This is a genomic window from Bradyrhizobium sp. LTSP885 (genome assembly GCF_000938305.1).
Classification (GTDB): Bacteria; Pseudomonadota; Alphaproteobacteria; order Rhizobiales; family Xanthobacteraceae; genus Bradyrhizobium.
In genome coordinates this window covers 126,392-148,550 of sequence record NZ_JYMT01000042.1, presented here as the reverse complement: position 1 = coordinate 148,550, position 22,159 = coordinate 126,392, and the positions used below count along the sequence as shown (strand labels likewise).

Here is a 22,159-nt window from a genome sequence, read left to right as displayed (position 1 = left end):
ATCCATTCGGACCTAGACGCTTCCTATGCGGGCATAGAAGTGCGGTGCAGTGCAACTCAGGGAACGATGGCCAAGATGAAGTGTCTGCGCGTTTAGTCGACAGCCGACAATGTGCTGCGGTAGTCGGTCAAAGTCGGCGGTACCACTTCGCTCGAAGACGCTTCAGTTGTTCGTCGAAGGCAGGTCGGTCGGATTGTACTGCTTGAAATCGAAGATCTTCCGCGTCAGGCCGGGCGCCAGCGCAGAGATCGGGTTGACGCGCAGCACCGGCTGGCTCGGCGTGCCGACGACCTCATAGGTCACGCCGATCAGGCCTTCATTGCTGCCGGCGCCGAGGAATATCCCGAAGAACGGAATCTGGCCGAACATGTTGTTCAGCCCGTACATCGGAATGAAGGTGCCGGTCATCCGGACCTGGTTGCCGACATAGTCGATGCTGCCTTCGATGGTCGCGCCGATGCTCGGCCCCTTGACGACGCCGTTGCGGATCGCGAGCTGACCGCTCTGACGCGTGAACTCGGCGCGCAGCGCGTCGAACCCGATGCCGTTCTGCGTGCTGACCGGCCCGCCGGCGACGGCGCGGTCGAGCTGGGCTTCGCCCTTCACCGAAAAGCCCTGGATATTGATGAGGCCTTCCCTGGGGCTCGGATCGGGCGTCGGCGGCTCCATCGCAAGCGTCAACTGGCCGCCGGCCACCTTCGAATAGGTGTCGATAAAGCGCAGGAACGCGCCGGCGTCGCTGGTCTGCAGGTAGATCACCTCGCGTCCCTGCTGACGGCCGCGCATGTCGGCGGTGACGGGCGTATCGCGCCCGACCTTGCCGTTCAGCGTGAACGCCTTGATGAAACCGTTGCGGCGCGACATCTTGGCGTCGATGCTGCGGATCGCCTCGCCGTTGAAGCCTGCCACCGCGCCGAGCTTCACGTCGATGTCGAAGTCGACGTTCTTGGTCTTGCTCTTGGCGTCGGTTTCACGGCCGGAGATCGCCGATTTCAGGAAGCCGCGGCCATCGAAGACATCGCCGCGCATCGTCACCTTCATCACGCCGTCGGGCCCGCGATCGGCCCGCAGCGACGTCTTGTCGCCTTCCGAAGGCGCATAGACCGGGAAGTTCGCGTTCATCAGGTCGCCGTTGAGGTCGACCTCAAGCGCGCCCTTGATCGAGACGCCGCCGCCTTCGACCACAATGTCCTCGAACCGGGTCGACTGCGGTTTCGGCACCACGTTGAAGGTCGCCTTGGCCGCCTTGCCCGATGCCTTGACCCAGCCCGGCAGGATGTTGTCGAGCTTCAGCGCGGTCAGGTCGGCCTCGATACCCATCTTGGTGTTGTTGTCGCCGCTGCCGATCTTGCCTATCAGCTTGATCGGGATCGCGCCTGAGACGGCCGGGCCGAGATCCAGCCCGAGCCGCGCGCGGCTCGCGTCATCAAGCGTCGCCTGCAGCTTGACATCGGCATCGCCCTCGGCCGGCTTGCGGTAGTCGAGCGAGGCCGGCTGGCCGTTGATCTTGACGTCGCCCTTGACCTGATAGCCGGCGTTGTTGGCAATCACCTTCAGCGTGTTGGCCTCGAGCTTCTGGTTCATCACCAGCTTGTCGACGGCCACGCCGGCGACGTCAGCCGTGACGGAATAGATCGTATCGGCCTTGGTCAGCTCGCCCTTGACCGGCATGGAGAGATTGAACACCGCTGAGACGTTGCCCTTGCTGGCGTTGGGATCGATCGGCGGACCGGAGACATCGCTGAGCCGGTCGGAGGCGAGGATCTCCGCGGCGGCCGGCACCGGGCAGTCGACCCGGAACTTGACCCTCGAGGGCGACGGTTTTGGCGCCATGTCAGGCACCTCGAAGGTGAAGTCCGACAGCGCGATCTTGCGGCCCGACGGCGTGTCGGCAATGCCCTGGCCGATGGTCACGGTCGCGGTACGGCCGGTCACCCTGGCCTTCAGGTCGGCATCATGCACCGCGGGCATCTTGTCCACCGGGCGCACCGTCACGCCGGATGCCACGATGTTGACGGAGAGACCGTCATCGGGGATCGGCGGCCCCTTGCGGGACAGATTGTGCACCGGCGAATTGACGCCGACATCGATGCGCTGGAGCGTGCCGCGGTCGATCCGCTCAATCACCCATTCGCGCACTTCGGGTACGATGATGGTCGGCCACATCCGCTTCAAGGCGGAGGCCGACATCGGCGTGCCCGCGAACCCGAGCTGCAGCCGCGCCTCGCCGGAATAGTCGATACTGCCGGTACCGGCGACGCCGATCTCGCCGTTGCTGATGTCGGCCTGGGTCAGCATCACACGCTTCTTTTCGGTGTCGAAGCGAAAGGCCACGTTGATGCGGTTGAAGATCAGCGGCGGCTCGTTATCGATGCCGGCCAACACGATGGTGCCGCCCGACAGGCCTGCCTGCCATTCGGTGACGTTGTCATTCGGCGGTTCGAGATGGCCGAGCGTCGTGATCCGGTTGGCACCGGAGACGATCTTGATCGGCGCCAGCAGCACGCGCCGTCCCGAATCCCATTCGAGGCTCATCTCGGCGGAATCGATCGCCATCGGATAGCTCGGCGTGTCGGTGTCGATGATGTTGCCGGCGCCCGTGGTGATCTTGCCGCGGAAATAGGTCGGCAGGCCGTCGCGGCCGAGTTCGCCCTTCAGTTCGCCCGATAGCGGCAGGTCGGCCGTATAGGTGAGGTCCTTGGTCCTGAGCGCGAGCAGAATGTCGCTGGCGGAGACCTTGTCGGCCTTGATGTCGACCGAGCGCACGCCATTCGTCTGCGGCCCGATCACCATGCGCACCGACCAGGGCTTGGCGCCCTCTTCGCCGAAGCTGAGCGCGACGCCGCCGCTGCTCGGCCGCCGCAGGCTCAGGCTGATATTCTCAAAGCTCCATTTGTTGCCGCGCTGCTGGTCGTCGACAACCAGATTGCCGTTCTTCAGGCCGATCTCGTTGAGGTTCTGGCCGTCGAGGCCGGTCATACTGAGGCTGTCGAGCCAGTCGAGACCTGCGAGCAGGCCGTTCTGGGTTGGCTCGGGTGGTGCGGTCGCCGCGGTGTCGGGCGCGGCCGCCGGCGGTGCAGCAGGTCCCGGACGCGGGAAGGTCGGCGCCAATCCCGCTTCCTTCTTGGACGCCACGCCGGTGGCAAGCGGCTTTGCGGTATCGCCGGCGGAGACCGTCACATAGCCATCCGGTGTGATCCGCACCGACAGTTCCGCGTCGACCAGATTGAGGCTTTCCGCCCGCAATTGCCCCATCAGCAGCGCCGTTCCCGACAGCCGCACTTCGGCCTTCGGCGCGCTCGCGACGATTGCGTGGTCGCGGTCGCGGACGATGATATCGCGAATGCGCACCGCGACCCTGATGCGGCCAGCGCGCTCGATCTGGGTCCCACCGACCTCGACGGTATTGCCATGACCGATGTTTTGCTCGATTGCGGCCGCGAGCCACGGCGTCGCGACGTCGAGATTGATCGGACCGGCGCCGAGCCGCCACCACAGCGCGCCAAAACTGGTCGCGAAAATCACCACCAGCACCGCGAGCACCAGTCCGATGCGCCGCAGCCAGCGCCCGCCGTTCAGCCAGCGCTGCAGGCCGGTGCAGAAGTCGCTGAAGCGATGCAGGTTGGTATTGGAGCGCGCAAGCAGCCGCCGCGCGCGGTGACCCGCCGCTTCATCCTGCTCGTCCCACGCGGCGTCGTCTTCCCATTGCGAGAATTCGGCCTCGGCGCGCGGATTCGGCCCCTGCGGCGGCGTATTCCTTGCCATTGCCTCTCGGTGCTGGCGGTGAGTTTGATTGCCGCCATCGGGGCGCCCGTCGATTGGTATCGAGCGCTCCTGTGCCGGCATCGCGGCGTGTCCTTGGTTAATCGTGTTGTTCGCAAGCCGACCCAAGAAAGGACGAAACCAACCAATCAGAAGCCTGCTCAACGAGCGGACCGATAACGCGTCGAATTCCTTGTAACCATACTCCGAGGCCATCAAACTTGCCCAGCGGCGGATGCGAATCCGGCCGCTGCGAATGAGACCCGCAATACCCCAATGGTTGAGCCGCGGAAAGCGACGAAAGGAAGGCGTATGTCCAAGAAAACGCGCAAGAAATCCTCCAACACAACCGGAAAGCGCGCGGCAACAACGATTGCGCGCGGCGCAGGCACCAGCACGGGGAGGTCCGCGGCGAAAATCCGCACGGCGGCTGTGAAGACATCACACAAGACCGCCGGGACCGTTCAAGCCAAAGCCTCGCACAAGGCCGCCTCGAAACCGTTAAAGCCGAAGCCGGCGGCCGCGACCAAATCTGCCGCAGGGGTTCTCGCCGAAGGCGCCAAGGCCCCCTCCTTCACGCTGCCGCGCGACGGCGGCGGCAGCGTCTCGCTCAAGGACTTCGCTGATCGCAAACTGGTGCTGTTCTTCTATCCTCGCGCCAATACGCCGGGCTGCACCCGGGAGGCGATCGACTTCACCCGGCTGAACCAGGCCTTCGCGGACGCCGGCGCCGCGGTGCTCGGCGTTTCCGCAGATACGGTTAAGGCGCAGGAGTCGTTTCGAAACAAACACAAGCTGTCGGTTCCTCTGATCTCCGATGAGACCCATCAGATGCTGGAGGCCTACGGGGCTTGGGGCGAAAAATCCATGTATGGCAAGACCTTCCTGGGGATTATTCGCACGACAGTTCTGATCGATTCGAAAGGAAAGGCCGCCCGAATCTGGCGCCATGTGAAGGTCGACGGCCATGCCGACCAGGTGCTCGAGGCGGTCCGGTCGCTCTAACTGGAGCGGCTCCGTTTCCTGAAAATTAACCATGGGAGGGTCAAATCGCCCCCGCAAATTAGCCGTACGGAACTTGGTCCGACCGGCCGCGGGAGTACCGATGTCGAGCCGGTCCGGTCATCATCTCGAATATGCCAACCACCATCATCCGCAGGACCACGGCCGGGCCCCGGCGCGCCGACCGGCCGCCCAACTCGCGTCGGCCGCGGCAGCCTCGGGGGCCGGCTATACCATCGTGCATGCCGGCAAGCAGGTCCGGTTCGGGCCGGTCGTATTCTGGATTGCGGTCGGGACCGTGGTCCTGCTCGGGATGTGGTCGGCCGCAACCGCGACCTATTTCGCCTTCCGCGACGACGTCCTGACCCGGCTGATCGCCCGCCAGGCCGAAATGCAATACGCCTATGAAGACCGCATCGCTGACCTCCGCGCCAAGGTCGATCGCACCACCGGCCGCCAGCTCCTCGACCAGGAGCAGTTCGACCAGAAGCTCGACCAGATCATGCGCCGCCAGTCGGCGCTGGAATCGCGCGCCACCGCGCTCGGCACGATTCCCGACGCCGCGGTTACCGGATCAATTAAGCCGCAGGGCCGCGCAGACGCTGCGCCGTCGTCCGGCACGCCAAAACCGTCCCCGATCAGCGACACCGTGATCTTCGTCGCGCCGCCGGATCGCGAAGCCCGTCTGGAATCCCGCGCCCCGTTGATCGCCAAGACGCAACCGAGCCAGTTCGCCAAGGCCCAGGGCGTCGACAGCGCGCTGGTCCGCCTGCAGACCTCGCTCGACCAGGTCGAGCGGCGCCAGCTCGCCGCGCTCTCATCGGTCGAGGACGGCATCGATTCGCGGGTGCGGCGGATGCGCGGCGTGATCAGCGATCTCGGCCTCAACATGGCCCAGCTCGAGGCGGCAACGCCGCGCGCCGGCATGGGCGGCCCGTTCGTCCCCGTCAAGCTTCCGTCCGACGCCGGTCCGTTCGAGCGCCAGCTCTATCGGATCAACATCAACCGCGCCCAGATGCAGCGGCTGAATCAGACGCTGGCGCTGGTGCCCTATCGCAAGCCTGTTGTCGGCGAGGTCGAGTTCACCAGCGGCTTCGGCGTGCGGACCGATCCTTTCCTCGGTCGCCCGGCGATGCACACCGGCCTCGACTTCCGCGCCTCCGCCGGCGATCCGGTGCGTGTCACCGCCAACGGAAAGGTCACGTCGGCGGGTTGGGCCGGCGGCTATGGCCGCATGATCGAGGTCGATCACGGCAACGGCCTTGCGACCCGCTATGGCCATCTCTCCGAGATCGGCGTCAAGGTCGGCGAGGTCGTCAAGATCGGCCAGGTGATCGGCGCGGTCGGTTCGACCGGCCGTTCGACGGGACCGCATCTGCACTATGAAACCCGCATCGACGGCGAAGCGGTCGATCCGCAGAAATTCCTGCGTGCCGGTGTCCGCTTGAGCGCCGGCTGAGACCTCAAGCTCTCCTCATTCAATAATGACAGATCCACGGCGCAGGCGGCCCGCCTGCGCCGGTGCTTTTGCATGTGACGATCAGCGCCGGCCGCCGCCCATGCCGCCAGGCGGGCCACCGCCGAAGCCGCCGCCAGGCCCAAAGGGACCGCCACCGCCGGATGGCGGACTGAAGCCGCCAGGCGGCGACATGCCGCCACCAACGCCTGGTTCTGAACCAGGGCCGGGAGCAGGAGCAGGACCACCGCCAGCGGGGCCAACTGATGGCCCCGATGGCGCGCCGCCGGGACCGCCGTGCGGCGCACCGCCGCCGTGCCCGGGCGCCGCACCGGGCTGATGCGCGGGCGCAGCAGGTCCTCGCACCGACGAGCCCGGGAATTTGTTGACCGACTGCACCGACTCGACCCGCAAGCCCCGCGCGCCTTCGAGCGTGGCATTGACGACCACGCGGGTATCGGCCGACGGCGAGAAGCGCGAATTGTCGCGCGCGACAAAGCCGGAGCCGAGCTGCAGCTCGCTGCCGACCCGCCGCACATAGGCCTCGATCAGCACCCGGTTCGCGCCAGCGAGATCGGAGAAGTCGTCGGCCCGGCTGCGCGCCGCTTGCATCACCCCCTGCGTGACGCGGCCGTCGACCTGCACGCGCTGCCCGGCGAGCGCCGGGTCGACACCCGTGAGCCTGAGATCGCCGATCCGCAAGCTTCCGCTGCGGTCGCGCTCGAGCGGACCGGTGACGCGCGTCGCGGCATCGTGGCGCTCCTGCACCAGGCTCGCGACGATGACGCCGTCGGTGCGCCGCAGGCCGAACACCGCGACATGCGTCCCCGGCTTCAGCCAGCTTTCCTGGCCCGCCCACACGACCTTCTGGCCGAGCACCGCCATCTCGCCGGACTTGACGTGCTCGATCGGCCCGACCACCTCGCTGACCGCGTTGATCCGCGTGGTCGACAGCGTGCCGTTGGCGCCGCGCTGCGCCACCACGCGCGCGACCTGCCCGATCCGCAGCGATTTCGCCGTCGCCGGTTCGCCATCGATGTGCACCGGCACGTCGGCCCCGTAGGCGATGCGCTCGCCATTGACGAAGATGCTGCCGAACCGCTGGATCACGCCGACGATGCCGGTGCCCCCGATGCCCTGGTCGGATCCGGTGATCCCGGTGCCGCCGATGCCCTGATCGGTGCCGCGCTTCCTCACCTGCGCGCTGGCGAGCGACGTGCCGGCAAGCCAGAACGCCGCCAGCAGCACGCGGCGGGATATGACCGGCGGGCCCTTCACGACGCGCCGCCTTCGTCGGCATCATCATCGACCGGGCCGTCGGGACCCTCGCGGTAGATGTAGATGCCGAAATTCCAGCGGTAATCGCCGCCCTTGTCTTTGGCCAATGCACGGTTGGCTTCGCGGTTGGCGACCTTCAGCGCCTCCATCGCGAGCTCGCGCGAGCGTCCTTCAAGCCGCTTGGCGAGCTTGGCCGACAGCCCGTCATAATGCACGGCGCGCTCGAGGAAGCGCGGCACAGCCGACGACACATTGGCCTCGGCGGCCGCGACATGGTCATGCAGATTGCGGCCGAGATAGTGCCATTTGCGATCGTCGTCGCCATGCGGCACGAAGGCTTCCTCGACCAGCACGATCTCGTCGTCGGCATTGATGGTGACGAGCTTGCGGTCGAGCCATTCGTCCAGCACCGCGCGCGGCCGCACATCCTTGGTGATCGATTCGACCAGCGCCTCGAACGACGGCGCGGCGCGCTCGGCGGTGCGCGGCAGCGGCAGCGGGTCGCCCTTCGCATCGGTGAATTCCGGCGCGGCCAGCCAGCGCGCAATGATCGCGCTGGTCCGCGATAGCGTTGCCGGCACCTCGTTGACCGGCGCGCCGGCGCCGCGCAGCCGTGCGACCTCCTTGCGATGGATGCCGGTCAGGAGGCTGACGCGGCTGTCGGTCTGCTCCTTGCCTTCGAGCGCAAAATCATGCTCGGCAACGTTGACGTAGAGTTCGCGCAACAGCTGGGTCAGAGCCGGAAACGTCATGCCGCCGCGAATGCAAAGCCGGACCAGCGGCCGCAGCATCCGCGCCAGTGGCGAATGCAGCTTCGCCGCGGCGATCGGCGGCGCCGATGCCGGCTTCGGTTTCGGGACTTTGGCATTCATGCCCAAATTTTAACCGCAGATGCCGTGGGATACAATCCCACCTCTTGACCGACGGCCATTGACGTGTGAACTTTTCCCACTTATAAGAAACAAAGTCACGATTGGAAACATAGTACGCTTGCGGCGGGCTGCCGATTCTCCCGGTCTCCCGCGATGGTGCGCGCCGGGCACGGAAAGCCACATGACGTCCATCCGATTCGACCTTGAGATCGCGGAAGCCTGCAAGACCGCGCAGGTCCCGTACGAGGATTTCGTGTCGACGGTCATGGCGGGAAGCTATCCCTGCCTGCCGGGCGTCGCGCCCGGCTCCTCCCGCCGCTTCGACGACACCGACCTGCTTGCGCTGTACATCTATGGCCGCCTCCTCGCCTTCGGCTTCGGGGCCTTGCGCGCCGGTGAGTATGCCTGCCGCGCGCATGCCGTGTTGAAATCGCAGGCGCAGGCCGAATCGGTCTCGATTGCGCTGACGGCGGATGGCGGCAAGCGCGTCGTGGTCGAACAGGAATCATCGCTGCCGCCGCCGGCCAAGCTGCCTGAGAAAATCCAGTTCGACATCGGCGCCATCAGGCAATTGCTGCAGCGATCGATCGAAGGCAGGACCGCCGAGCCGGCCTGACACCTTCCAGCCTCTCCCGAATCGCCTCTCCGCGAACGCCGCGCGTGGCCGTGCCGTCAGCATCCGTATTTCCCCGGGCCCAACTAAAATCATCACCGCCATACGTGGGACATAATCCCACATTTTAGTCCCACTCAATTGACGTGTGAAATTTTCCCACGTATTTGACATCCATTGAGCAAGGGATTCGACGCCATGTCTCTTCATTCGGTCCGCGCCCCCGGACGGTTCGGCGCTCCCACACTTCGTTTCCCGCCGCGCAGCGCCTGCGGCCCGATCGAGCCCGTTCTGCCGGCGCTGTTGCGCTCGGTGGTGTTCTTCGCTGCGCTGGCGATGCCGTTCGTCGTCGCGCTGTTCGCGGCCTGAGCGGAGCCGATCAGCCCATGACCATGGTCAACGAGCTGGCGCGCCGTCCGTCGGTGCTCCACATCTTCAAGGTCTACTACCCCGATTTGTTCGGCGGCACGCTGTCGGTGATTCGCGACATCTGCGTCGGGCTGAAGGACAGCTTCGCCGCTGCGGTCCTGGTCTGCTCGCAGTCCGGCGGTGAGCGACGGATCGTCGTCAACGACGTCGCGGTCGAGCGCGTGCACTCGTTCGGCGATGTGCTGTCGCTGCCGGCGGCGCCAACCTATCCATGGCGGCTGTGGCGCCGCATCGCCGAGCACGATCTGCTGGCGCTGCATGCGCCATTTCCGCTTGCCGACCTGGTGTTCGCGTTCGGGTTCGGCCGCAGACGTCCGCTGGTCGTGCACTGGCACGCCGACATCGTCTCGCATGCGGCCTTGCGCTGGTTCGTCGAGCCGATGATGCGGCGAACGTTGCGGCGCGCCGCCGCGATCATCGTCTCGGATCCGGTGCTGGTCGAGAATACGCCGCTGCTGCGCGAATTCGCCGACAAGTGCCACGCCGTTCCGTTCGGGGTCGACGTTGCGAAGTATGACCGGCCGGTGCTCCGGCCAGCCGACGTCAACAGCCGCGGCCGTCTCGTCCTCGCCTGCGGTCGGCTGGTGCCCTACAAGGGCTTCGACGTCCTGATCCGCGCCGCCCATAGCAGGAATTTCGAGGTCTGGATCGTCGGCGAGGGCCGCGAGCGCGACCAGCTCGAACAGCTGATCCGCGACTACGGCCTGCAGGACCGCGTCCGCCTGCTCGGCTCGGTCCCCGAGAGCGAGCGCGTCAAGCTGATGCGGATCGCCGACGTCTTCGTGATGCCGTCGGTGACCAATGCGGAGACCTTCGGGCTGGTGCAGCTCGAGGCGATGGCCGCAGGCCGCCCCGTCATCAACACCGCGCTCGACACCGGCGTGCCCTATGTCGCGCGCAACGGGATCGAGGCGATCACGGTGCCAGCAGGCGATCCCAACGCGCTGGCCGAGGCGATCGAGACCCTGATCGACGATCCGGAACGGCGCCAGCGCATGGGACAGGCCGGGCGCCACCGCGCCATGACGAAATACTCAACCACAGCTTTCAAGGAGAGAGTCGAGACGGTGTATCGTATGGTCGTTGCTGAAGAAGCCATAGCCGCGAAGGACGCTGGTTCACCAGCCCCAGCCTCGCGTCCCCACACGGCGGGGGGTCTCGTCAGCGCGATCCAAATTGCGGCGGCGCTGGCCTGGTCAGACATGCGTCACCGCTACGTCCGCTCCCTCCTTGGACCCTTCTGGATGTCGATCCAGATGGCGATCATGGTCGCCGTGCTCGGCTCCGTGATCGGTCATTTCTCCAACGCCAGCGCGGTGGCGCGGCTGCCGATGTTGGCTGCGAGCCTCACCGCCTGGACCTTCCTCAACAGCGTGGTGCTCGACGCCACCACGGCGCTGCAGAACTCGGCCAGCCTGATCAAGGATCGCGCGCTGCCGCCGGTGATCTTCCTGCTGCAATGCACGTTCCGCCAGGCGCTGTTCGCGCTTCACAACGCGGTCGTGCCGCTGATCCTGTGGCTCGCGTTGACGCCACGGGACATCAGCGGCGCACTCGTCGCCCTTCCCGGGCTCGTCCTCTTCATCGTCTGCACGCTCGCGCTCAGCCTCGTGCTCGGCGCGCTGGCGACGCGCTACCGCGACATCAAGCCGATCATCGAGTCCTCGCTGACGCTGGCCTTCCTCTCCTCGCCGATCATCTGGACGCCGGAGATGATCGACCGCGGCTCAAGGGTGATGCGGTTCAATCCGCTGACGCATCTGTTCGCGATCTGGCGCGACCCGCTCGCCACCGGCCATGTCCCGATGGGCAGCGTCGCCTACGTGCTGACCTGCCTCGCCGCGCTCGCGGTCGCCTCGGTCGTGACCGTCGCCCATCTGCGCAAAGCCGCGTTCTGGATCTAGGGCATGGCCAGCATTCAGCTCCGCGACGTCTGTCTCGATTATCCGCTCTATGGCGCCTACGACTTCTCGCTGAAGCGCCGACTGCTCGGGCGGCTGTTCCGCCAGCCGGGCGAGATGCGCACCATCCGCGCGGTCGACAGCATCACGATCGATGCGAAGCCCGGGGCGCGCATCGGGCTTGCCGGACCGAACGGCTCCGGCAAGTCAACCCTGCTGCGGCTGATCGCCGGCGTCTTCCCGGCGACCAGCGGCGAGCTCGAGATTTCCGGCAATATCGTGCCGCTGCTCGGCCTCGGCGCCGGCGCCAACCTGGATTTCACGGCCGCCGACAACATCAGCCTGCTGCTGCGGATCAGCGGGCGGAAGCCGACGCAGGCGATGCTGGACGATATCTGGGCGTTCACCGAGCTCGAGGAGCGCATGCAGCGGCTGCCGCTGCGGATGTTCTCCTCGGGCATGCTGATGCGGGTGCTGTTCGCCACCGCGACCGCGTTCCCGGCCGACATCCTGCTGCTCGACGAATGGCTCAGCGTGGTCGACGAGAATTTCTCCGCCAAGGCGGAGCAGCGCCTGCAGAAGATGGTCGAGACCGCGGCAATCGTGATCATCGCCTCGCACGATCACGGGCTGCTGCGCCGCACCTGCAACACCATCATCAATCTCGACCATGGCCGCATCGCCAGCACGGTTTCGCTGGATGCGCCCAGCCTGCATCCCCTCGAGCTCAGAGAAAAGCGCGCATGAACAAGATCCTGGTCGTCAGCGAGGCGCTCGGTGAGCCCAACCACAAGCGCGGCATCTTCCACTTCACCCGCGAGCTGGTCCGCTCGCTGGCCGCCGACGGCCACGAGCTGACGCTCTTGGTCGAGACGACGCGCCGCTATCGCAAGCTGCGCCGCCGCCAGCAGCGGGCCCGGCTGCTGCCCGACGATTCACGGCTGATCGAACTGCTCGCGCTCTATCGCTTCCTCGACGAGGCCGACATGAACGCGCCGATGATGCGCAGCGGCGGTCTGCGCCGCACCGTCGACTGGCTCCGCAACAAACTCCGCGCCGCGACCTCGCTGGAATTCGCCGTCAGCTTCCTGCGCGCGGTCCGCCTGTTGCCAACGAGCGTCAAGCTGATCGAGAACCGCGCGGCCGGGCTCGAATACATCCCGACCGACCTGCGGCACCTGCAGCTGTTCGGTGAGTTCCAGCTCGAATCCGGATTCTACACCTATCAGGACACCTCGGCACTGCTGCGACTGCCGCCGCCGCGGATCGACGCGCGCGGCTACGACGTCATTCTCGTCGACACCCCGACGCGGGTCGCGATCCGGCGCGATCGCGGCGCCAAGGTGATCTGCGTGGTGCACGATTTGCTGCCGCTCACCGACCTCAAGCTCTCTGACGTCGCCACAAGACTATTCCTGTCCCGCCTGTTCACCAGCCTGCAGCAGGCCGACGAGTTGGCGTTCGTCTCGAACTACAGCATGAACCGCTTCCGTGCCCTGCTGCCGCAGTTTGCAAACCTGCCGGCGCGCGTGGTTTACCCGCGCACGCGCTTCGCGGTGCCGAATCTGCCTGTACCAGCGGCCGCGCGGACCGTCCGGCCGTCCTTCGTCGTGATCGTCTCGGCCGAGCCGCGCAAGAACCTCGCCGCCGTGATCCGCGCCTTCCGCAAGCTGCCCCAGGCCGACCTCATCGTGATCGGCTATACCGGTGACCCCAGCCTTTCGCGCAACCTGCCGCCGAACGTCAAATTCTCCGGTTACGTCGATGAAGCCGAGAAGGCAGCGCTGATCGCCGAAGCGCACGGGCTGATCATGCCGAGCCTCGCCGAAGGATTCGGCGTGCCGATCATCGAGGCGCTGGCGGCGAATACGCCGGTGCTGTGCTCCGACATCCCGGTGTTCCGCGAGGTCGCCGGCGAGCTCGCCGACTATTTCGATCCGTTCTCGATCGACGATATCAGGGCCTCGGTCACCCGCGTGATGGCGCGGCAGGACGCATTGCGCGACAGCATCCGGGAGCGCCGGACCGAACTCGCCGAGCGCTTCGGCCATCAGACCCAGGCGCGCGACCTGCTGTCCCATCGTGTGGTCGCCGCAACTGTGATCCCCGCTGCACTCGCCTCTCCTGCGGCACCCGCCTTCGACAGTCTCGCGACGCACGGCACGTAAGGCCCCGATCGTGACCACCGACCTCGATATTGTCGACTTCGACCCCGAACCCGAGCCGTCGTTGCGGGAGCGATGCCGGGACCTGTGCCGCTCGGCCGCCTATGCCCGCACGACCGACGCCCTGATTGCGCTCGCCGCGGCCTCCCTGCCGTGGTCGACCTCGGCGCCGGCCATCTTCATGGTGCTCTGGCTTGTCGCTGTCATCCCGACCATCGACTGGGAGCAGTTCGTCCTCGATCTCGCCACCCCGGCCTGCGCGCTGACGCTTGCACTCGTCGCGCTCGCGCTTGTCGGCATGGTGTGGTCGGAAGCGAGCTGGGCCGAGCGGCTGCACGGCATCAAGCCGCTCGGCAAGCTTCTCGCGCTGCCGTTCCTGCTGGCATACTTCCAGCGTTCGCAGCGCGGGCTATGGGTGTTTGCCGCTTTCCTGATCTCGTGCACGCTGATGATGATCCTGTCCTGGATCGTGCTGGCGCTGCCGCAGCTCAAGCTCGCCCACACGGCGTCTGCCGGCGTCCCGGTGAAGAACTATCTCGACCAGAGCCAGGAGTTCGCGCTGTGCGCCTTCGCGCTGGCACTGCCCGCGCTGACGGCGCTGCGGGCACGGCAATGGGCGGCGGCAACCTTCTATCTGGCGCTGATCCTGCTGTTCGTCGCCAACATGCTCTATGTCGTCTCGGCCCGAACCGCGCTGGTCTACATGCCGGTGCTGCTGATCCTGTTCGCGTCGCTGCATCTCAGCAGGCAGGCCACAAGGGCGCTGTTCGCCGGCGTTGCGCTGGTAAGCCTCGTGATCTGGACCACGTCGCCCTACCTCCGCCAGCGCATCGCGGACGTCACCGTTGAATATCACGCGCAGGATATTTCGGGGATCGCCTCGACGGCGCAGCGGCTGACCTATTGGCAGAAGTCGCTGAAGTTCATCGCCGAGGCGCCGATCCTCGGGCACGGTACCGGTTCGATCAAGTATTTGTTCACGCGCGATGCGGCCGGGCAGACCGGGCTACAGGCCGAAGTGGTCAACAACCCGCACAACCAGACCCTGAATGTCGCCATTCAATGGGGGCTCATCGGCGTCTTTCTGCTCTACGCGATGTGGATCAGCCATGTCAGGCTGTTCGCTGGCCGCGATCTGGTGGCCTGGATCGGGCTCGTCGTGGTCGTGCAGAACATCACGAGCTCGCTGCTCAACTCGCATCTCACAGATTTTCACGAGGGCTGGATCTACGTGATCGGCGTCGGCGTCGCCGGCGGCATGGCGCTGCGCAACCGCCGGCCCGAGAAGATGCTCACAGGGCTCGCCGCGGCCGAGCCCTCGCGCATCCGCGTGAAGGATCACACTGTTTCAGACTCGGATTCACCCGTGATCCTGCCTCGGACGCCCATCATTACGCGGGAACCATGGGTGTGATGGCAAAGGACAGGCATCGCCCCTGGCACTGAGTTGCCCGACGGCGCAAGCCCTCCGTGCAAAAATATTTCGCTTTATCCGAATCGTAACTCAGTGTATAGATATGCCCGTCCCACCCGAATGAGGGGCGAGCGCACGTCACGAACGCGCGGTGGGATGCGGTGGACGCCGAGCGTGCGACTGACGAGAGCGCGTGAAGCGGACGGTGAAATCGTGTGGTCCCGAGCCCCAGTGGTAGGTTGAAAGTCAGTTTGAGGCACCCGCTTCTTACTGGCGACGGTGACAAAAAAGCCCGGTTTCGCCGGGGAGAGCACGTATAAGCCGTAAACCATCGCGCAGGGAAAGCCGGAGTTCCCGGTTACACCTGTGGTCCTACCCCCGTGCTTTTTGTTGCACGGGGCCCATGGGTGCGATCGGCACCCGGCTTTCCCTGCGCCCTCTACTCAAGAAGAGGGCGAACGAAATGCAAAGCTCGGACAATTCATGTCGCGAGAATGCGGACGTATGATTCACACGCCGCGCAACAAACTCCCTGTCGTCCCGGCGAAGGCCGGGACCCATACGCCGCCGCCCGCGGAAAGGGCACAAGCGGCGTCGGCTTCTCTCATAACCCAATTCGGTGGTTATGGGTCCCGGCCTTCGCCGGGACGACCGCGGTGAGTTGGCGCGAGCCGGGCTCGCATGACTGGCAAACACCTACCTTGTCGCCTCATGCCCGACCTCGCCCGTGATCACATCGCCGAACAGCTCCCATGCCTCACCATTGAATCTCTGGAGCTGCATCTGCTCGATCGGATAGTAGTCGTCCGGCCCGGTATTGACCATGACGCCAGGCAGCATCAGGTCTGAGTGGAAATTCTTCAGATTGGCCGCCTGCTTCATGACGTTCTCGCGCGTGAGATTGTCGCCGCACTGCTTCAGCACCTGCACCATCGCCTCCGCCTGCACGTAACCATAGAGATTGTTGGCATTGGTCTTGTCGCCGTCGGGATAATACTTGTCCATGAAGACGCGCCAGTGCTGCACCGGCGGATCCTTGTCCCAGGTCGGATCGGTCGGGTCCTTCAGATACGCCGTTGAGATGATGCCCTTGGAATATTCGAGCCCCGCCGGCTTCAGCACCGAGGCGACCGAGGTCGCTGTGTTGGCGAGGAAGAACTTTGGTTTCCAGCCGAGCTCGCCGACCTTGCGGATCGCCTGCGCCGAACCCTTCGGCGCGGCCCAGGAGAAGAAGATGTCGGCGCCGGAATCGTGCAGCGCGACGATCTGGGAGTCGATCGAGGGATCGCTGACCTCATAGGATTTGTCGGCGATGATCATATTTGCCTTGTCGCCGAGCCCGTCCTTCAGACCCTTGAACTGATCCTTGCCAGCGTCGTCGTTCTGCCAGAACACCGCGATCTTGCTGTTGGGGAAATTGTCTCTGATGTACTTGGCGTAGATCCGCCCTTCGCTCTGGTAATTGGGCTGGAAGCCCATCGTCCACGGGAAGTTCTTCGGGTCGCCGAACTTGGTGCCGCCGGAAGCGACGAACAGCTGCGGCACCTTCCTGGCATTCATGTATTTCATGATCGCCGCGTTCGACGGCGTGCCCAGCGACTGGAAGATCAAGAGCACCTCGTCGCCCTCGACGAGCTTGCGCGCCTGCTCGATCGCCTTCGGCGGCGAATAGGAATCGTCGTAGCTGATGAAGTTGATCTTGCGGCCGTTGATCCCGCCCTGGTCGTTGATCATCGCAAAGAACGCGGCCTCGGTCTTGTCGATCACGCCGTAGGACGACGCCGGGCCGCTATACGGCATGATGTTGCCGATCTTGATCTCCGTGTCGGTCGCGCCGGGATCATATGTCTTCTGCGCGAACGCGGCGGTCGCGATCAATGCCGCACTTGCGAAGGCCGCAATCGCAACACTATATCCAGGACGAGCCGGCATCATGTCCTCCCGATTTCTGTCGTTGGCTTTGAGGGCAAGTCTCGCAAGTCGTGCATGTGCTTGCAAGCACCCGGTTTTTTCGCCGGACGAAACGGCGTTGTTGCGTGGTGCTATTTGTGTTTGAAGATTTATCGGGGACTCACAAGTCGGGGCGGTCTGATTGCCTAAGCCGAAAATACGTATCGGTCCGCGCCATCCGCGCCTCGCGGCGGCCGGCTACGAACTGACGCGCCGGATCAGCGAGCCGGCGATGGCGCGGCTCGGCCTGCACAAGGCAAACAGCGACACCGCCAAACGCACCCTCGCCTCGATCCGGGAAAGGCTGCAACGTGGCGAAACTGTGTACATCGCGGGGCTGGCCTGTCCCGGGACACACAACACCGGTGTCGCGCTGGTCGAGGTCACGCAGAGCGGCGGGCCGCGCCTGATCGTCAACAACGAGGAAGAGCGCTTCTCCGGCAACAAGCACACCACCGAATATCCCGAAGCCGCGCTGGACGACATGCGCGAGGTACTGCGGCGGATGGGCCGCGACATCGGCGATATCGCGGCCTTTGTCACGACGTGGGATTACCCGGCGCTGACGTCGATGCTGGTTCGCACCTCGTTCGAGGAGGCGCCCGCCAGCCTGAAGCTGCTGCGCACGCCCTTCGCGGCTGCGATCAACCTGCGCCAGTTGGACCAGGTGCGGCGCCTGTCGCCCAAGCTCGGCCGCAAACTCGGGCTGGCGGAACCCTTGCCGCTGATCTGCATGCCGCATCACGACAACCACGCCTGGTTCTCGTTCGCGGCCTCGCCGTTCGCCGACCACCACGAGCCGGTCGCGATCGCCGTGCTCGACGGCACCGGCGATGCCGGCTCGATCTCGCTCTACGTCGCCGAGAACGGCGAGATGAAGCAGCTCTATTGCAACGACAGCCTGTTCGACTCGCTCGGCGCTTTCTACAGCGTGATCTCGTCGAGCCAGGGCGGCTGGACCTGGCTGTCCAGCGAAGGACGCTACATGGGCGCCGCCGCCTGGGGCGACATGAATCGCGCCACCAATCCGTATTACCAGCGGCTGAAAGAAGTGCTGCAGCTCGGTCCTGACGGCGAGGTGCGCCTCAATCGAGCGATGGCAAACTGGTATAGCGATCCGGTCGACAATCCCTACAAGGCGTCGCTGATCGATATCCTCGGGCCGCCGCTGCGATCGGACCAGCTCTGGAATCCCGACGCGATGCTGCGGGTGGAGGACATCCATCACCGTCCCGACACCAAGGATCGGCTCGACAAGGCCGCCGCAACGCAAATGGTGTTCGAGGACGCGATGATCCACGTTGTCGATCATCTGCTGCGCATCACCGGCACCGACCGCCTGGTGCTGACCGGCGGCGTGGCGCTCAATGCGCTCGCCAACATGCGGCTGCTCGAGCATTTCAACGAGGCCTGGTTTTCGCAGGCGCAACAGCGCAAGACGCGGCTGCATCTGTGGGTGCCGCCGGTGCCCGGCGATCCCGGCGTGCCGATCGGCGCCGCGTGGCTGTTCGCGCATATGGCCGGTGCTGCGCGCGGCGCGCCGCTGTCGCACGCATTCTATTGCGGCCTGCCGCCGTCGCATGCCGATATCACAGCGGCGTTGCAAGCCGACGATGTCGCGTCCACCGAGATCGGCAGTGTCGCGACGCCTGACGGGCGCGACGCGATCGCCGACCTGATGGCCTTCATGGTCGCGCAAGGCGGCGTGATCGCGATCTATCAGGGCGCCGCGGAAACCGGTCCGCGTGCGCTCGGGCACCGCTCGATCCTGGCAAACCCATGCGATCCCGATGTGCGCGAGCGGCTCAATGAGCGCGTCAAATACCGCGAAGCAATTCGCCCGCTGGCGCCGATGGCGACACTGGAAGCCGCGCGCGATTATTTCGTGTTGGAGGACGGTGCGTCCGACGACGGCTACAATGCCTATAATTACATGGTGCTGACGGCACATTCGAAGCCGCAGGCGCGCGAAAAAATTCCGGCGGTGGTGCATGCCGACGGCACCGGCCGGATCCAGATCGTGCGCGCCAAGGACGACCCCCTCACCTACGCCTATCTGAAGGCGCTGGGACGCCACATCGGCGTCGAGATGTCGGTCAACACATCGTTCAATGTCGCAGGGCCGATCGCGCAGACACCTGATCAGGCGATGGACACGCTGCGCCGCTCCAAGGGGCTCGATGCGGTGGTGCTGGTCGCCGACGATGGCACCGCCACCGCCGCCTGGCACGGCGGCGCGCGCGACAGCGGACGTTTCACGGGGTGGTATGAGGCGTGGAAGAAGGCGCGCGGCTGATCCATGTCAACACACGCCCGTCGATCAGCAGCAGCGCGCTTGATATCACAAGCGCGCCGATCACCTCGCGGAGCGAGATCGGCTCGCCGAGCACGAGATAGCCGAGCAGGATCGCGGTGACGGGAACGAGCAGCGTCACAAGCATCACATTGGTCGCCCCGGAGCGCTGCAGGATTTGAAAGAACACGATATAGGCCAGTGCCGTCGACAATGTTGCAAGACCAAGCACCGCCAGCCACGTCGTCATATGAGGCATCGGCAATTGCCAGGGCCGGTCCACGATGCCGGCGACGACAACCATCATCGCGGCCGAGGCCAGCATCTGGAACGTCGCCGTTCCCAGCGGCGGCACCCGCGATGGCAGCCGCCGCGCCACCAGCGCCGCGAGGCCGTAGCTGAAGGCGCCCGCCAGGCACAGCAGGATGCCGATGCCCTGCCTGGTCTCGAAGCCAAGCGCATCGCCATGCAGGATCGCGACCCCGATCAGGCCCGCGACGACACCGGCAACGCGGCGCGCCTGCAACCTCTCTTCACCGGCCACCGCCATCACGACCACGGCAAACAGCGGCGTTGTGGCATTGAGGATGGAGGCCAGCCCGCTCGAAATATAGGTCTGCCCGAACACGATCAGCGAGAACGGCAGGACGTTGTTGAACAGGCCCATCGCGAAGAACGGCGCCCATCCCGACCAGCCGCTCGGAAAGTCGATCTTACGGAATCGCAGCAGCGGCAGCAGGATCGCGGACCCCAGCGCCACCCGCAGCAGCACCAGGGTCAGCGGCGGCAATTCCCGCACGATGACGCCGTTGAAGAAGAACGAGCCGCCCCACAGCACCGAGAGCACGCCAAGCAGCACCCAGTCGCGGCTGTCGATCCTGTTGTCAGTGGAAGGCATGTCCGGCTCTCATCTGCGCTGCAGATGACTAGTCAGTCGCAGCTGATATTCCCACCCGATTTCCGACAACCGCCGGCCGAGCTATTTCGGCCGCGACACGATCTCGATCATCTGGCCTTCGTCGGCGTCGGGCGCGTGGGCCTTCGCGCGGTCGTAGGCAGCGAGCGCCGCGCGGCTGACGGGGACATCGGGCAACAACGTCTCGGCAAGCCGGACCGCGTAGGCGGCATCCTTGTGGCGCAGCGCCGCGGTGAAGGAGGCGCCGGAGAAGTCGCGGGCGACCATCCGCTTGGAATGCCGGATCACCTGCGGGCTGGCGATCGCGCCGGTTCCGAGTGCCTCGGCCACCAGTTGCATGTTGAGACCGGCCTGCTCGGCCATCGCAACGCCCTCGGCGAGGCTTGCGATCTGCACCGCGCCGATCAGATTGTTGATCAGCTTGAACACCGTGCCGGTGCCGACCGCGCCGAAATGACGGACGGTGCTGCCGATCGGCGCCAGATACGGCCGCGCCTTGTCGAGATCGGCAGGATCAGCGCCGACCAAAAGCGTCAGCTTGCCCGCGGCGGCCGCCTCGGGGAGGCCGGTGACCGGGCAATCGATGTAGACCAGCCCCCGGCCGCGCAGCTCATGCGCCATGTCGAGCGTGTGCTGATACGACACCGTGGAGCACTCGATCGCAAGCGTGCCCGCCTTCATGGTCGCGGCGGCGCCGTCTTTGGTCAGCCACACCGCACGCGAGGCGTCGTCGTCGGCCACCATGGTGACAACAGCATCGGCGTCGATCGCGGCATCCTCCGGCGAGGTCGCCCAGAGCGCGCCGCGCGCGATCAGGTCTTCCGCCTTGGCCTTGCTGCGATTCCACACGGAGACCGTGAAGCCGGCATCGAGGTAGCGCCCGGCCATTCCGTGGCCCATCCGTCCCAACCCGATGAAGGCAACGCGTTGCATGGGCTAATCCACATCCTCGACCGCGCCGGGCCCAGTGCCGAAGGCGCGCTGCGCCAGCGTCGCGGCCATGAATTCGTCGAGATCGCCGTCGAGCACGCCCGACGTATCAGACGTCTGCACGCCGGTGCGCAAATCCTTGACCATCTGATAGGGCTGCAGCACGTAGGAGCGGATCTGGTGGCCCCAGCCGATGTCGGTCTTGGCGGCCTGGTCGGCGGCGGCCTGCTCTTCGCGTTTCTTCAACTCGATTTCGTAGAGCCGCGCACGCAACATGTCCCACGCTTGGGCCTTGTTCTTGTGCTGCGAGCGCCCGGCCTGGCAGACCACCGCCACGCCGGTCGGAATATGCGTCAGCCGCACTGCCGACTCGGTCTTGTTGACGTGCTGGCCGCCGGCGCCGCCCGAACGCATGGTGTCGGTGCGGACGTCGGACTCGGCGATATCAATCTTGATACTGTTGTCGACCACGGGGAAGATCGCCACGCTGGAAAACGACGTGTGCCGGCGCGCGTTGGAATCATACGGCGAGATCCGCACCAGGCGGTGCACGCCGGCCTCCGTCTTCAACCAGCCATAGGCGTTGTGGCCGCTGATCTGGATGGTCGCGGATTTGATGCCGGCTTCTTCGCCCTGGGTCTCTTCAAGGTATTCGATCTTGAAACCGTGCTTCTCGGCCCAGCGCGTGTACATGCGCAGCAGCATCTCGGCCCAATCCTGGCTTTCGGTGCCGCCGGCGCCGGCGTGAACCTCGAGATAGGAATCGAACCGGTCGGCCTCGCCCGACAGCAGCGCCTCGAGCTCGCGGCGGGCGACTTCCTTCTTGAGCGCCTTGAGCGCGGCCTCGGCTTCCGCCACCACGCCCAAATCGTTCTCGGCATCGCCGAGCTCGATCATCCCGACATTGTCGTCGAGTTCGCGCTCGACCTTGCCGATACCGGAAAGCGCGTCCTCCAATGAGGTACGCTCCTGCATCAGCTTCTGGGCCTTCTGGGGATCGTTCCAGAGATTGGGATCTTCAGCGAGCTTGTTCAGCTCAGCGAGGCGTGCCGTCGATTGATCGACGTCAAAGATGCCTCCTCAGCAGCCCGACTGACTGCTTGATCTCTTCAACAAGGCGTTCGATTTCGGCGCGCATGGCTCTTCGACTGTTCGGTGCAATAGCTCCGAGGGATGTA

16 protein-coding genes are annotated in these 22,159 nt (G+C 65.4%); 9 read left to right on the top strand and 7 right to left on the bottom strand.

Annotated features, from left to right (window positions below; genetic code table 11):
* Positions 1-162: 162 nt before the first annotated feature.
* Entirely contained in the window at positions 163-3,846 is a 3,684-nt protein-coding gene (locus UP09_RS29705) for a YhdP family protein (protein WP_044541912.1), read from the bottom strand.
* Between the two features lie 228 nt (positions 3,847-4,074).
* Between UP09_RS29705 and UP09_RS37190 the strand changes: the two genes are divergently transcribed.
* Entirely contained in the window at positions 4,075-4,767 is a 693-nt protein-coding gene (locus UP09_RS37190; protein ID WP_082070339.1) for a peroxiredoxin, read from the top strand.
* A 100-nt stretch (positions 4,768-4,867) separates the two neighbouring features.
* Positions 4,868-6,223: a M23 family metallopeptidase gene (locus UP09_RS29695; protein ID WP_052833251.1), complete on the top strand. Its 1,356-nt coding sequence runs from the start codon at positions 4,868-4,870 to the stop codon at positions 6,221-6,223.
* A gap of 81 nt (positions 6,224-6,304) precedes the next feature.
* On the opposite strand, the gene UP09_RS29690 is transcribed toward UP09_RS29695, so the two are convergent.
* A complete protein-coding gene (locus UP09_RS29690) occupies positions 6,305-7,498 on the bottom strand; it encodes a DUF5666 domain-containing protein (protein ID WP_044541911.1) in 1,194 nt (397 codons plus the stop codon).
* Complete coding sequence (locus UP09_RS29685; RefSeq protein ID WP_044541910.1) at positions 7,495-8,370, bottom strand: DUF6502 family protein; 876 nt, start codon at positions 8,368-8,370, stop codon at positions 7,495-7,497. The genes UP09_RS29690 and UP09_RS29685 overlap by 4 nt, the downstream gene beginning before the upstream one ends.
* A gap of 181 nt (positions 8,371-8,551) precedes the next feature.
* Here UP09_RS29685 and UP09_RS29680 point away from each other — a divergent pair, with 181 nt between their 5' ends.
* The 6 genes from UP09_RS29680 (at position 8,552) to UP09_RS29655 (ending at position 14,892) form a co-directional block, all read left to right on the top strand.
* Positions 8,552-8,986: a hypothetical protein gene (locus UP09_RS29680; RefSeq protein WP_044541909.1), complete on the top strand. Its 435-nt coding sequence runs from the start codon at positions 8,552-8,554 to the stop codon at positions 8,984-8,986.
* A 195-nt stretch (positions 8,987-9,181) separates the two neighbouring features.
* Positions 9,182-9,352: a hypothetical protein gene (locus tag UP09_RS29675; protein WP_156164840.1), complete on the top strand. Its 171-nt coding sequence runs from the start codon at positions 9,182-9,184 to the stop codon at positions 9,350-9,352.
* A 17-nt stretch (positions 9,353-9,369) separates the two neighbouring features.
* Positions 9,370-11,316, top strand: a complete 1,947-nt coding sequence (locus UP09_RS29670) for a glycosyltransferase (RefSeq protein ID WP_044541907.1) — start codon at positions 9,370-9,372, stop codon at positions 11,314-11,316.
* Between the two features lie 3 nt (positions 11,317-11,319).
* Positions 11,320-12,060 carry an ABC transporter ATP-binding protein gene (locus UP09_RS29665; RefSeq protein ID WP_044541906.1) on the top strand — a complete coding sequence of 247 codons (741 nt, stop codon included), beginning with the start codon at positions 11,320-11,322 and terminating at the stop codon, positions 12,058-12,060.
* Positions 12,057-13,481 (top strand): glycosyltransferase family 4 protein, encoded by a 1,425-nt coding sequence (locus UP09_RS29660; RefSeq protein WP_044541905.1) that lies wholly within the window; start codon positions 12,057-12,059, stop codon positions 13,479-13,481. The genes UP09_RS29665 and UP09_RS29660 overlap by 4 nt, the downstream gene beginning before the upstream one ends.
* Before the next feature lie 10 nt (positions 13,482-13,491).
* Positions 13,492-14,892: an O-antigen ligase family protein gene (locus tag UP09_RS29655; RefSeq protein WP_082070338.1), complete on the top strand. Its 1,401-nt coding sequence runs from the start codon at positions 13,492-13,494 to the stop codon at positions 14,890-14,892.
* A gap of 696 nt (positions 14,893-15,588) precedes the next feature.
* Here the strand turns inward: UP09_RS29655 and UP09_RS29650 are convergent.
* On the bottom strand, positions 15,589-16,824 hold the full coding sequence (locus tag UP09_RS29650; protein ID WP_044542638.1) for an ABC transporter substrate-binding protein: 1,236 nt from the start codon (positions 16,822-16,824) through the stop codon (positions 15,589-15,591).
* A gap of 160 nt (positions 16,825-16,984) precedes the next feature.
* Here UP09_RS29650 and UP09_RS29645 point away from each other — a divergent pair, with 160 nt between their 5' ends.
* Positions 16,985-19,138, top strand: a complete 2,154-nt coding sequence (locus UP09_RS29645) for a carbamoyltransferase C-terminal domain-containing protein (RefSeq protein WP_044541904.1) — start codon at positions 16,985-16,987, stop codon at positions 19,136-19,138.
* Here UP09_RS29645 and UP09_RS29640 read toward each other — a convergent pair.
* The 3 genes from UP09_RS29640 to prfB all read right to left on the bottom strand — a co-directional run bounded on the left by UP09_RS29640 (position 19,098) and on the right by prfB (position 22,119).
* Complete coding sequence (locus UP09_RS29640) at positions 19,098-20,033, bottom strand: DMT family transporter (RefSeq protein ID WP_044541903.1); 936 nt, start codon at positions 20,031-20,033, stop codon at positions 19,098-19,100. The genes UP09_RS29645 and UP09_RS29640 overlap by 41 nt on opposite strands.
* Before the next feature lie 81 nt (positions 20,034-20,114).
* Positions 20,115-20,984, bottom strand: coding sequence for an NAD(P)-dependent oxidoreductase (locus UP09_RS29635; RefSeq protein ID WP_044541902.1), 870 nt, complete (start codon positions 20,982-20,984; stop codon positions 20,115-20,117).
* A 3-nt stretch (positions 20,985-20,987) separates the two neighbouring features.
* Positions 20,988-22,119 (bottom strand): peptide chain release factor 2 gene (prfB, locus tag UP09_RS29630; RefSeq protein WP_156164839.1). Its coding sequence is split into 2 segments (ribosomal slippage): positions 20,988-22,049 and positions 22,051-22,119, totalling 1,131 coding nucleotides; the frame shifts between segments, so codons are not numbered across the junction.
* Between the last annotated feature and the right edge of the window lie 40 nt (positions 22,120-22,159).